Source organism: Desulfomonile tiedjei DSM 6799 (assembly GCF_000266945.1).
GTDB lineage: Bacteria > Desulfobacterota > Desulfomonilia > Desulfomonilales > Desulfomonilaceae > Desulfomonile > Desulfomonile tiedjei.
On the sequence record NC_018025.1, the window covers coordinates 5,268,615 to 5,282,278 of the forward strand.

Annotated in this window: 8 protein-coding genes, 1 tRNA gene and 1 CRISPR repeat array (1 of these 10 only partly in view); of the genes, 7 read left to right on the plus strand and 2 right to left on the minus strand. The window is 46.2% G+C overall.

Annotated features, from left to right (window positions below; translation table 11 throughout):
* Window positions 1-1,324: a CRISPR direct-repeat array (repeat unit 29 nt; unit sequence CTGTTCCCCACATGCGTGGGGATGAACCG); it begins 718 nt to the left of the window's first position.
* 364 nt (window positions 1,325-1,688) lie between these two features.
* Window positions 1,689-1,764, minus strand: a tRNA-Thr gene (locus tag DESTI_RS22585).
* A 176-nt stretch (window positions 1,765-1,940) separates the two neighbouring features.
* Window positions 1,941-3,455: a helix-turn-helix transcriptional regulator gene (locus DESTI_RS31300; RefSeq protein ID WP_014812301.1), complete on the minus strand. Its 1,515-nt coding sequence runs from the start codon at window positions 3,453-3,455 to the stop codon at window positions 1,941-1,943.
* 770 nt (window positions 3,456-4,225) lie between these two features.
* Here DESTI_RS31300 and DESTI_RS22600 point away from each other — a divergent pair.
* The 7 genes from DESTI_RS22600 to DESTI_RS22640 all read left to right on the plus strand — a co-directional run bounded on the left by DESTI_RS22600 (window position 4,226) and on the right by DESTI_RS22640 (window position 13,415).
* Window positions 4,226-5,113 carry a glycosyltransferase family 2 protein gene (locus DESTI_RS22600; RefSeq protein ID WP_014812303.1) on the plus strand — a complete coding sequence of 296 codons (888 nt, stop codon included), beginning with the start codon at window positions 4,226-4,228 and terminating at the stop codon, window positions 5,111-5,113.
* 161 nt (window positions 5,114-5,274) lie between these two features.
* Window positions 5,275-6,396 (plus strand): hypothetical protein, encoded by a 1,122-nt coding sequence (locus DESTI_RS22605; protein ID WP_014812304.1) that lies wholly within the window; start codon window positions 5,275-5,277, stop codon window positions 6,394-6,396.
* A 496-nt stretch (window positions 6,397-6,892) separates the two neighbouring features.
* The gene (locus DESTI_RS22615; protein ID WP_014812305.1) at window positions 6,893-8,455 is read left to right on the plus strand and encodes a lipopolysaccharide biosynthesis protein; all 1,563 of its coding nucleotides are present in this window, start codon (window positions 6,893-6,895) and stop codon (window positions 8,453-8,455) included.
* Window positions 8,456-8,689: 234 nt separating this feature from the next.
* Window positions 8,690-10,042: an O-antigen ligase family protein gene (locus DESTI_RS22620; protein WP_014812306.1), complete on the plus strand. Its 1,353-nt coding sequence runs from the start codon at window positions 8,690-8,692 to the stop codon at window positions 10,040-10,042.
* Between the two features lie 594 nt (window positions 10,043-10,636).
* A complete protein-coding gene (locus tag DESTI_RS22630) occupies window positions 10,637-11,587 on the plus strand; it encodes a glycosyltransferase (RefSeq protein WP_041286411.1) in 951 nt (316 codons plus the stop codon).
* A complete protein-coding gene (locus DESTI_RS31650) occupies window positions 11,584-12,132 on the plus strand; it encodes an acyltransferase (protein ID WP_014812308.1) in 549 nt (182 codons plus the stop codon). Before DESTI_RS22630 ends, DESTI_RS31650 begins: the two co-directional genes overlap by 4 nt.
* Window positions 12,133-12,362: 230 nt before the next feature.
* On the plus strand, window positions 12,363-13,415 hold the full coding sequence (locus tag DESTI_RS22640; RefSeq protein ID WP_014812309.1) for a glycosyltransferase family 2 protein: 1,053 nt from the start codon (window positions 12,363-12,365) through the stop codon (window positions 13,413-13,415).
* Window positions 13,416-13,664: the final 249 nt, after the last annotated feature.

Sequence of the window (13,664 nt, forward strand, 5' to 3'; positions counted from 1 at the left end):
CATCGCAACTGGCGCTGTTCCCCACATGCGTGGGGATGAACCGGAGGACAACATGATCGCACAGGAAAACAGCAGCTGTTCCCCACATGCGTGGGGATGAACCGTTCCAGCGTTCGCCGGAATCCGCATTTCCGTGCTGTTCCCCACATGCGTGGGGATGAACCGTTTGGGTGGTCCCGAATCGTGGGTCATTGGCCCTGTTCCCCACATGCGTGGGGATGAACCGAATGCCTGGATCTGCCAGACAAGCTCTACACACTGTTCCCCACATGCGTGGGGATGAACCGGTCTTTGAATCCGGACGGCACCCCGGTGATATCTGTTCCCCACATGCGTGGGGATGAACCGAAAAACGTGAGCGCAGCGGTGCACAGAAACCCCTGTTCCCCACATGCGTGGGGATGAACCGATCGTTATATGACAGGTCCCGAGCTGACCGGACTGTTCCCCACATGCGTGGGGATGAACCGCGAGGCGGAGCTTCGCAGACCGGCTCATGAAACTGTTCCCCACATGCGTGGGGATGAACCGATCACTCGACCGATGATCTTCAATTCTTTGACCTGTTCCCCACATGCGTGGGGATGAACCGAAGGCCAGGAAAGCCGATCCGGATGCGACGATCTGTTCCCCACATGCGTGGGGATGAACCGGAGGGTTAAGAGGTCCGGATTCTATAATGGAGCTGTTCCCCACATGCGTGGGGATGAACCGAGTATTTAAAAAATGATTACTTAAAAAGAGAACTGTTCCCCACATGCGTGGGGATGAACCGAAACTGGTATTTCACTAGTAACTGCCCACACCCTGTTCCCCACATGCGTGGGGATGAACCGAATTTCTAATGCAAAGAGATGCTTTTACAGTACTGTTCCCCACATGCGTGGGGATGAACCGAAAGGGCACTGTCCAAACATTAGACGACTTCCCTGTTCCCCACATGCGTGGGGATGAACCGTTGTAGCATCCGCGCAGCAGCGCCCGGAATTTCTGTTCCCCACATGCGTGGGGATGAACCGGCAAGATCCGGCAGGAATACGAGGCCGCTATTCTGTTCCCCACATGCGTGGGGATGAACCGCTCATATTCGCCTGCAGGAAATTCAAGCCATTCTGTTCCCCACATGCGTGGGGATGAACCGGTTTCTGACAGGCCCGTGACCGGGCCCGGCAACTGTTCCCCACATGCGTGGGGATGAACCGATCCTCGACACGAAAAACAACGCCGAGGTCGACTGTTCCCCACATGCGTGGGGATGAACCGTTATGAGAATGAGAAGGAAAGTGTTGTTCGATCTGTTCCCCACATGCGTGGGGATGAACCGCAGCATGCTGCCTCTGTCGGTTTCCGCTTCCTTTCGCCTTGTTGGTTGTGGGGTGCTGGATGGACGAAAACAGTTTGACCTGGCTAGACCGTGCTCCCAAAATCAAGCTTCTGCGACAAACTGACGAAAAAGAATTATTTCCTCTTACTCCGTCAGAGCAGTTCGATTGTTTGCTGAATTACTCGAACATCTGGCGAAAATGGCTCTTTTTAAAGTGAATACGGGGTGTCGAGAGCAAGAGGTTTGTGGGCTGCTCCGGGAATGGGAGATTCCTATTCCTGAAATGAACACGAGCGTTTTATTCTGAGGGAAAATTTCCGTCCTGTGCCAGCCAAGCAAGTAGGCGGAATATCTGGTTAATCAGTGGAGCCGGGGATGGGAGTCGAACCCACGACCTGATGATTACGAATCATCTGCTCTGGCCTCTGAGCTACCCCGGCGACAGAAACCTCAAAATAGATCAACTCCGCTGCGAATGTCAACTGGTGCTTTGTTATGGATGAAAGGTGGGGATTCATCTATTCGCACGGGAATGCATTCATTGAACAGTTGTCTCATGCAAATCGAGAAGAGGCGTGATGTCTGAAGTTTCTCGGATAAATGCAACTCCTGTTCGTCAGCGCGCTCGGAGAGCGTTAAATATGCTTTGTCCCGAAAGTAAGCCAAGTTTCTTTCTAATGTTCCTCCGATGCGTTGAAACCGTTTCCAGGCTGAGACCGAGCACATCTGTTATCTCTTTCGAGCTTTTTCCAGCCAATATCAGGTTACAAATTTCGGATTCTCTAGGCGTCAGGCTACTGTACAGTTGAACAGCACGATTATCCGAATTGGAAAGGAGTTGCTCCAGGAACATTTCTAACGAGATGACAAGCGCTTCTCCACGGGTAGACAGTGTCTCGGATTTTATGCGAGAGACCATTGGCTTCAAATGGGAGATCAACTCGAGAGTTAACTGCTGCCTTTCCTCTTTTAATCTGGTGCCCAGGGATTCCATAATTAGCTGCATGGCTTTGCTTCTTTTGTGCAAAATCACTTCATTATTTGCCAATTGTGAAAGAAGTTCCCTGTAAGCGCTGAATAATTCATTGGTTGTCGATTCTGTCGAACCTGTCTTCTGCCGTGAAAGAGCAAAATCTTGGAGTGTTACTGTCGTTAAATTCTCCATACCGCATCGAATCGGTCTGAAGATCGCTTTCACAAAACGTCTTCTCTCCAAAACCTCCATCCAGGTGGAGATAGTGATAGCATTTTTATCCAATGAGCTCCGGTCTATACATGATTTCACCCGATCGAAAGAATCAGGAAACAATGACATTATCAATTGACCTTCAAGACGGTTTTTGTTTGGGCCGATTTGGCTACAAAATTCATTGACAGAAATTATTCGATAGTATTCGTCGACCAGCAAACAGGGAATGGCGAATGCATTCATTGCAGAACTCAATAAATCGACTCCCATTCCCATTTCAAGACTCTGACAATCGATGATTTCGTTGTTCAGTCCAGTCCCATGTCCGATGTTACTCTCCAGCCAAAAAGAAGCCTCTACAAAATGCTGACGGTTCTCGTTTGCAAGAGCAGCCGAAGATGTTTCGTTTTCCTCGAGAGACTCCGCAAAAACTAGCTTTCGCAACTCCGTTCGAGCCCGGTCGGAAAGGATCTTTATGCGATACCCTGAAGTCGTCCCGCCCGGGTGCGAATCGAGAGTAAACCAGCGGCACTCCGCCTCAAGCGCGAATTTGCCAATCGGCAAGAAATCTTTCGTTTTCACCACCAGTTTTTTGGTTTCTCCGGTGCAAGCCGGAATACCCTTTACCTGGAAACCTTCCTCTGTAACGTTTTGCATGAGGCCTTCACGAACGGGGTTGCACACATCGTGGACCAGGACTGTCCCTCGAATCGAGTGTCTGGGCTTTTTCCTTTGTTCCCGTATTTCGACTACCTGCGCTTCCAGAGGTAGTAATCTGCCGAGTTCCTCCGATTCCATGGCTTTCGCCCGGAGAATTCCGCTCAAGGCTTTTATCATGCCAAATAAGGATAGATTGTACTTTTCCATAAGTTGACAACAATCCCTCTTGGCTCGAATATCATTAACTAAGTCTTTAATATTAATTTCGATTTTACTCCCCATTTCCCTAGTTCTCCTATTGCAGCCGGAGGCGAGAGGTTCTCCGGGATAGGATACTGGTTACGGGACTGAAGCAGCATTGCCCCCTGTTCGTTTCCCCTACAGTCAGATCTGCTCTCTACCATAATTACGAAGTGAATTATCAGTTGTTAGTCCATTAGAGCCCGAATTTGAAAATTCGATCCGTAATAATTGAATCTGATTGAAAAAACTACTTTTCCGGCATCGCCTCTTGACACTTGAAGCATTCTGGGGACGCGAACCAGTATAAAATAGGTAGTTGGGATACCTGATAGTCTACTTACTTTTTGCTGGTTGACGAGAAAGATTTTTTCGATACCAATAAAGTAAGGTAACATTACTCATCTCATTACTGGTTTGAGAAGGAGAAACCACCTGGATTGCAAAAAACCAGTCAAATTACTTTTGTGGGGTCACGGGAAGCTTGAAAGTCTTCCAATGGTAAACATAATTAGTGGAATTGAGTAAAAATAACATAACAGTGCAAAAGCAATATATCACGACCATGTTCGGGGGAGATAGAGGTACGTGCTGTGCTTCAGTACGGGCCTTCGATATTGCCCATTTCATCGTAATTCGCATATGAAAGTAAAAAGAGAGGGAATAGTAGCTAGTTACAACGACTCGTGAGGGCGAAGCCTGCCCTCATGAAAGAGAGAAAGTAGATCGATCGTCGATCTTTATAGAGAAGTGGCACAGTAAGGCTCAACAAATTTCACCTTTGACTTATCTTATTAGAAGGTTAATTAGTTTTGCCACCACTTGTATCCATTATAATTTGTATTTACAATTCCGTTGCCACCCTGAATTGGGCTTTAGCATCCGTGTTGGCCCAAACGTATGAGGAATGGGAAGCCATCATCGTAGATGACGGCTCGACCGACAGCCCTGACGTTCTTGTCCGGGAAATCAAGGACGAACGAATCAGATTTTTTCGGCTGCCACGTAATGTGGGTAGAGGGGCTGCTCGGAATTTTGCTCTCACGAAAATCCGAGGTCCGTATATGACCATTTTGGATGGAGATGATTGGCTGTACCCTTCAAAATTGCAGTCTCAAGTCCAAATCATGGAGAGTGAATATAAATTAATCTTATGCAGTTCCCCTCTTGTTTTCGTAAAAGTGGACAACTCTCTTTCCGGAATAAGCGGTTCGACCCGAGATTTCTGCGACAAGATTGTTATAGGGGAATCGAGACCTCATTGGATATACGTGCCTTTTCCCTCTTCCCTGATGCGGTCGTCGGAAGCGAAAAAGATAGGATTCAACGAAGACCTGAGAAGATCGGAAGATTTTGATTTCCTCATAAAACTGCTCTGGGGCCAGCCCTTCTATCTTATGGCAAGACCTCTTTATTCATACAGAATTGAAGAGGAGTTGACCGCGAATTCGTCGATGATCGCCGCAAAGGAGAGCCTTCAATCATGCAGGCAAACGCTGAAACAATATGAAACGGAATTCCCGATAACCGCACGTTACATGATGCTTCAGTCCTATGGCCTCTTAGCGAGAACATTTCTACGGAGAAAATTGCGAATTCCGTCGCATCCCCGGCAGGCGAATGAACAGGAAACGAGAGATTTTGAAGACGCGAGGGGACTAGTGGCTTTGCGGGCGGGTGATTTCTTCAACAGAGTCTAAATTGCGGTAATGTAATACGTAATACCGATTCGCTTTTCTTTTCATAATCCGGCAGGCTGGAGGTATCCTTCGGTCCGGACGACGCAAGGCCGTCTAATCACCCCGCTCAGAACACCTCAGCCTGCGCCATCTTATATGAATTCGTATAAGGAGCCGAGAGGATGATAAAACCAGCAACCGGTCTGATCATGATAATCTTAACATTCACATTTTTCGGATACGGAATCTGTGCATCAATGGAAGAGAAGCATATTCCCACGCCCTATTTGATGATGCTGACCTTTTTCGGTAATCCAATAACTAAGAACAATCTTGACCATGTCAGAACCAAAATGGCGCCTGTTTTCAATGAATCGGCTTATGACGGTATCGCCGTATTCCCTATTGATGCTTACTACAGTTGGGATCGTACAAATTTTATGTGGTTAACTCAGACAGGAATCAAGAAACAGATTTGGCCCTGGATTTTCTTTAACAGAATAGCCGAGGACCCAAAGGCTTCAACCAGAAATAAACCATGGTTCCTGGGCATTAAGGGACTGGACCTCTATAATGAGACAGGTGCACTCCGGGATTTTTACGAAATTTTGCACCACTCTCTGGTTGTTTCAAGGAAGATGAATTCTCCAGGAATCGTAATCGATGCAGAGCTTTACAATAATCATGACAATCATAAAATAAGTCAAATAGCATCCAAGCAGGGCAAAACCGAGCCTGAAACAATTTCGGCTTTACGAAATATTGGTGCTAAAATGGCTGATATGATCCACGAGAATCATCCGAACGCGATAATATGGTTTCTTTATGCTCCTTTGCATCAGGAAAAACCATGGAGTACAACGGAAATCGTGTTTGGCATTCTCGATCGGGCAAAGGAGATGAATTATACATTCAAAGTCGTTGCCGGCGGAGGAGTAGATATCGGATACTGCGTTCGGGACCATGCCGATTTGGAATCCAAAATCAGCTCCCGAGCACTTAAATTCGCGAGCTATTTAGAAGAATATTCCAACATTCTGAAATTGGGCGGAACTGTAGGGCCCTGGGAATCCCTCTCTTCAAAAAAGGGTTGGACAATCCGGGGTGAATGCGGTTCTTCCGTTTTGCAGAACGCAACCGATTTCGAGCCGATCTTCGAAACGCTTATGAGAAATTATCAATATGTGTGGGTCTACGGTGATTCGGGAAATAATTACAATCCCTTTGAGAAATCAACTCAGTTCAATGCCATTCTGACGAATGTCCGGCGGGACGTGCAAATCTCGAAAGGGCAACAGCCATAGTGCCGATAACTTGTCTTCTCGTCTACATTTTGAACTATTTCCCACTGAAAGTAATTGCTCCATAGTTGCTGAAATTGATCATACCAATGTGCTTTCATAAAGGGAATATTGTGAGAAACCTGTTATACCGATTCTCGAAAGTAATCACGGATTGTGAAGAGCAGTTCCCAGCAATTGGTAGCGCCGGCCTCCGTGCCGGCGAACAATTCACCAAACAAATCAATAAGTTCTCGCCGGCAGGGACGCCGGCGCTACTGATTCTTCTCATTGCAGGCATTGGATTCCGTCAAGATTTTCGATAACCGCTATATTTGCCGGTCCCGGCAAATCTCCTTCGCTACGAACGGCACTGCCTGACTTCGCTTCGGAGACGTGCCGGTCCCGGATTGTCAGATGTTCCTTCTTTGAACGCACATTGGTATCATACGTGAAATCGGCATGAATAGTATCCGCACAAAAGTTACGTACAGTCTTACAAATTGGAAATAGCATTCGAATGTCTCTTTTGACTACCAACATTCTCGCGAACTATGCCGGACGAGGCTGGGTATCTGCGGTAAGCCTCATAGTCATTCCTTTCTACGTTCGATTCATGGGGATCGAATCGTATGGACTCATAGGTTTTATCACCACGCTGCAGCTCGGTGGGAGCCTTCTTCACGATGGCATTGCCACCGTCCTGAATCGTGAGCTTGCACGATTGTCTGGTCTCAACAACACTGCGCATCAATCGAAAACGGTTCTCCGAACCCTGGAGGTGATTTGCTGGGCATTGGCGATCATGATTGCAGTTGTATTCCTCTTTCTTGCACCTCTTTTGGCATCACATTGGCTCAAACTTCAAGAGCTGAGTACTAGAACCGTGGTGACATCCATCATAGCTATGAGCCTGGCTTTGGGATTAAGTCTTCCCTATACCATGTACATTGCCGGGTTAATGGGACTGCAGCGTCAAGCACTTGCAAATGTCATTGGAGCGATAACTACTACCATACGTTTTGCTGGTTCTATAGCAGTGCTCTATTTCGTTTCTCCTTCTGTTGAAGCATATGCATTATGGCAAATTCCGGCTGCTCTTATCCAGACCTTCACTGCGGCATTTTTTCTGTACCGTACCATGCCCAAAAGTCATGCGAAAGCCAGGTTCAGCAAGGCGGTGATGATGCTCAATTGGCGCTTCGGGGTGGGGTTCAGCACAGGCACGGCGCTCCTCTTGTTACTGCTCCAGGCCGACAAAATCGTTTTGAGCAAGCTCTTGCCGCTGGACCTGTTCGGGTACTATTCACTGGCTTGGACATTAGCAATCAGTGCAATAGGATTAGTGGCGGATCCGATTCGAGACGCGTCTTTTCCACAGCTTGCCCGGCATGTTCAGATCGCCGATAGCTCGGGTTTGGCAGAGCTGTATCATGGCTGCTGTCAGATCGCCGGCTCCGTCATCATACCGGTTACGGTCATTGTTTCGCTGTTTTCCCATGAAATTTTGCTCACCTGGACGAGAGATCCGCTCATAGCGCAGAATACCGGACCGATTCTGCAATTACTCATTATCGGCATGGCTTTTCAGGGATTGAATTCGCTGCCGAAAAACCTGCAATTGACGTATGGATGGACACGACTGATGACCGGAATGAATGCAATCGCATTAACCGTTTTTGTTCCGCTCGTGATTGTACTGACACATCTGCACGGCCCCAGTGGCGCTGCAATCGCCTGGATAGCAGTTTGGGGTACATACTTGATGTTAGCCGTATGGTTTACCCATCGTCGAGTTCTTATTGGTGAACAGCGTAAATGGTACATTGATGACTTTGGCCGACCACTTCTTGGAACGCTGGTACTGGCCTCATTTTTCCGCTATCTCGTTCCCGGTCAGATGTCGACCGTTCCTACAGTGCTCTATATCGGGATCGCAACCAGCGTCTGCATCGGCTTTACGCTGATTTTCGGACCGCAGACAAGAGAATGGATACTGCAGCAATTGAGGAAATCACTTTCCAAAAAAGAATTAGCTGTCGATTCCTGCGCTGTTTCGGTTTTGAAAAAGAAGCAACTTTAAACCAAAATCGAATCTTCGTCCGAGTCTTTACAGCAGTTGACACAATTTCTGACGTTTTGAACACCCCACCCCTTTATAAAGAACGGTAGGGCCCTGCGTCTCTGCCGGGGCGAACTGGTTGATTTGTTATGGAAAATGTGCCGGCACGGAGGCACGGCACCCACCGATTTTCGAGAAGCGCTTTTCGCAATCGGACAAAAATTCTGACATTCGTTATAAGTCGGAGTCTATGTTGTGAAATCAACAGAGTTTCATGAAAACGAACAAATAATAAAGAATTTACGGGAGGAAGGAAATCCGGGGCCCACGGACCTGAGTGCAGACAATGAAGCTCAGCAAAAAGAGCTTTCTGACGATCGGCTGGACTATCTGTTTTTTCTGTTACTGTTTGTCTCCATACCTTTTATACCATTCTTTCAAATTTCAGTAGCCGGTTTTGAGGTTACTCTTTCCGTTATCGTAATTCTTATGTACATGCTTTTCAAATCCATAGAATTATTGAAATACCATGACCGGACGATCATCCGATATGAGATCACCTTTATGTTTCTTCTCCTTCTGGTCTGGAGTCAAATCAGCATTTTTTGGGCGGAGGACCCGCATTTAGCTTTTCGGATTGTCCTCAAATGTTCGTTCTTCTTCATATTCACCGTATTCTTAGTGAATTTCTTCTCTCTATCAATTCAGTCGATGCTAAAGAGATTATTCACGCTTCCATTTCTCATGGTAATACCCGTTCTTATTGGATTCGCGGAATACCGATCAGGAACGCATGCCTTTTACTCTTTTGTGTATGGCGATCACGTTTTTGGTGACAAAAATACAGTAGGATTCATGTGTGCTACTGCTCTTCCTGCTTTGGTGGTGCTCATCGCTTCCCGAAAACTTATACTAAAGTTAATCTGCTTCACTGCTTTTGTTCCGTTGGGATTGGCGACGTATCTGACCTATTCCCGCGGTGCTGTCATGGAGGGAATCCTCATAATTATGCTGTGCAGTTTCAGTTACCTTTTTCTCAGCCGAGGAATTAAAGGTATCCTGCATTTTGCAGTTTTAACTGTCTTGATTTTTTGTATCGGATTAGCGCTTTTTTCATCGGAAGGACTCAATGAATCCAAGCAAATGTGGGAACAAAGGTTTCAGGAAGAGGACCCGCGTGCGACGTTTTTCGCAGCTGGATACGAGATCGTCTCATCGAATCCCTGGACCGGTGTAGGAATAGGAAACTTCGGAAATGCTTTTTTGCGAACAAACATTGCAGTTTCAGCAGAATCGAAGCTCTACTATCCGCATAACTCATTTCTTGCAATGTTGACGGAGTTGGGATTGCCGGGGCTAATACTGTTTGCAATTATTGCCGTATGGCCGCTTTCGCTCTTCATCAGATCGATCGGAAGAGTTGTCCGATCCGGTGATTCGGCTGTTATAGAAGGCTTTTCAATTGGGTTGGGGCTAAGTGTGCTTATAATTACTTCCATTCTGACCATAGATTTTATTTATTTTCCATACTATTGGATTATCTATAGTATTAGCTCATGTATTGGTTTGGTTATTAACGATGAATCGACTCTTACCTGCAGAATCTAAATAATACCATTTCGCAATTATGCATATAAGATGGCGCAGGCTGAGGTGTTCTGAGCGGAGTGATTAGACGGCTTTGCGTCGTCCGGAGCGAAGGATACACTCCAACCTGCCGGATTATAAAAAGAAAAATCGGTATAAGAATCCTTATAGCGGTTATCGAAAGTCTTGACGGAATCCAATGCCTGCAATGAGAAGAATCAGTAGCGCCGGCGTCCCTGCCGGCGAGAACTTATTGATTTGTTTGGTGAATTGTTCGCCGGCACGGAGGCCGGCGCTACCAATTGCTGGGAACTGCTCTTCACAATCCGTGATTACTTTCGAGAATCGGTATAAGCTCATCTAAATAGGGGGATTTTCCGAATGAAAGATCGGATAGGAATATACGCCCTTTGGGACCTCAACTGGGATGGTACTACATTAGCAGGTTTACATTGTCATATTCGATATATTCGACATTTTTTGAATCATGTATCGAAATTGAAGCTATTCACTTCTATTAACGGCAACCGCAGTGACCAAGATGATTGCATAAGTCACCCTAATCTGGAAGTAATCCCGGTTCCATGGGGGTCTTTTACAGGGGCATGGACACATTTGCCAAAAGTTTTCAGCGTCTTTTCTGCCAACTTGGACAATATCGATGCATTATATATACGGCTGTTCGACCCTTGTGCGTGGATGTTGGGTCCTCTCTGTAACAGGAGAAAAATAGGGACGGTTTTTCATATTGTAGGCGACCCGATTGCAGGCATTTACGAAAGGAGTGATTGGTCCGGTCCGGGCAAATTGTTCAGAAGAATACTATTCCTTCCGGAGGAACTCCTGACATGGAATGCAGTGCAATCGCAGGTCCTGCTCTTTAGCGGGTCGGACCTGAAGCAACGATATGCAGTACGTGGAAGTCATGGAGAAGTAATCATTGATTCCGTCTTGGAGGAGTCAGACTTTTCTTACCCGAAAGGAAACTCTCTCCACGGCTGCACGACAGTTCTGTTTGTGGGCTTTCTCAGGCCTCCAAAACGAGTCGAGTTCCTCATTGAAGCAGTCGGTATGCTGATCTCCGAGGATCGAAACATCAAATTGCGTATAGTCGGATCGGGTGAAGAGCGATATGTAACATACCTGAAATCCCTTGTCAGCGAGAGAAATCTGTCGAAATCGGTTGAATTTATCGGGTATCTTCCCATGGGAGACGGTCTGAACAAAGAATACCGGACGGCTGATATATTCGCTTTCCCATCCGCCACGGAAGGTGCAGCTCGTAGCCTGTTGGAGGCGGCTGCAAATTCGCTCCCAATAATTACTACGAATGTCGGTAGTGCCAGAGATTTATTTATAGACGGCGAGAGCGCCTTGATCGTTCCTCCTAACGATCCTGTTGAAATTGCTATCGCTCTCAGAAGGTTCATTGAAGATCCCGCGTTACGAAAGAAATGCATGGAAAACGCACGCCGGTCTGCAGGTGGCCGAAGCGTAAGAACCCACGTTAAGGTAATTTTGGAATACTTGAACAGGGCTTCTGAGATTGCTCGGAGTAATGTATGAACAAAATTCTTATTATGTATAGCTGGTTCGTTTTTGTCATGACTTTCTGGATGCCTGATATTCCTCACATTATGCGGTTCAGAGGCTGGCTGCTGGGCTTGGCAATGAATCGTAAAGGCAAGAATTTTCAAGTCTCAAATGCTGCAATAATACGAGGGTTAGAAAATCTTTCCGTTGGAAACGATGTATATTGCGCTTCCGGAGTGGTCATCTTAGCCGCAAGGGACATACGGATAGACGACGAAGTCATGGTAGCCTTTCACAGTGTCATTATAGACGGGAACCACCGTTCCCAGGCAGGGAGTTACCGTTTCGGCAGATCAATCAGAAAGCCTGTAAGGATCGGCAGAGGTACATGGATCGGAGCGAATTGTACTATCTGCCCGGGAGTATCAATCGGGTCGAACGTTGCCATTGCTGCGAATTCAGCAGTAGTAGAAGACTTACCGTCGGATGTGACTGCAGGGGGCGTTCCCGCGAGAGTGATCAAAGACAATTCTGAGTTTAATTTCTCTGATTATGAAGAAGTCATATATTCACGATAGTCCTAATGCCTCTCTCACATTTCATGATACATCGCCAATGCGTCTTCACGAAAAAAATGCATCTTGGGGATTTAACAATATATACGAATAGTATTCATAATTAATCAAGGTCCATTGATTCATAAGTCAATTGTTTGAAATGAGCATTTGGCCTCAGACCGAGTGTCGCACATCTCTTACCGATAATCCACCCGAATCGCCGGTGAGATCACATAAGAGAAGCAAAGATCATGAATGAAAAACTTTCGATCATAGTACCTTGCAGAAATGAAGTAGAATATATAGACGCTTTCATGACCAGCATACTTTCCCAGGAAGTTCCCGAAGAAATTGATGAATTAGAAGTTCTCATCGTGGATGGCATGAGTGAGGATGGCACCACAGAAAAGATCCTGGAATTCATCCGTAAAGATTCAAGAATAGTATTGATCGAAAACCCATGCAAAACCACATCAAAGGGATTAAACCTGGCTCTTATGCAAGCAAGCGGAATTTACATTGTGAGAATGGACGTGCACACTGAGTATGCTCCAGACTACATCAAAATGTGTCTAAAAGAGCTACTCAGAACAGGCGCGGACAACGTGGGAGGTGCTGCCCGCGTCAAAGCAGAAGGCTATGTTCAAGCTGCAATCGGTTTGGCTTACAAATCAAAATTCAGCACCGGGGGAGCCAAATTTCACAATGAGCATCATGAAGGCTATGTCGATACGGTACCTTATGGATGCTGGCATAAGCATACATTAGCAAGAATGGGATATTTCGATGAGGAATTGATACGTAATCAGGACGATGAGCTGAATCTGAGAATTATCAGAAATGGAGGGAAGATTTTCCAATCGAATTCGATTCGATCCTGGTATTATCCCAGAAATTCAATAATAGCGTTGTTCAACCAGTACCAACAATACGGATACTGGAAAGTACGAATAATGCAGAAACATAGAACGTCGGCAGCAGGCCGGCATCTGGTTCCTGCAATATTCACTTTGGCTTTATTGGTAACTGCATTTTTAACTGTAATAGATTGTGCGTGTGCTCCCATCCTGATCGGTTTGACTGCCATATACCTGGGCTCATCGTTAATTGCGAGTATTTTGTCATGCAACGTTTTAGGCAAGATTAAATACTTGCCCATCATGCCGATCATCTTTGCTGCTTATCATTTCGGGTATGCCTTGGGATTTCTTATAGGCCTGGCTGATTTCGGCTTATTTTCAGGAAGGTCGGGACAGTATTTCACCGAGCTAACGCGAACGGTAAGGAAAACGTCCAGAAACTGATCGTAATACCAATGTGCTTTCATAGAGGGAATATTGAGAGATCTGTTTTTGGCCGGTCCCGCCAAATCTCCTTCGCTACGAACGGCATGGCCTGACTTTGCTTCGGAGACATAGCGGGATCGGATTTGTCAGATGTTACTTCTTTGAACGCACATTGGTATTACGAGAATTGCAGTCATACTATTCCATAAATTCAAATCTACTACAAAATTCAAGAACATTTGGACCCGTATGAAGGTCGTATAAAGA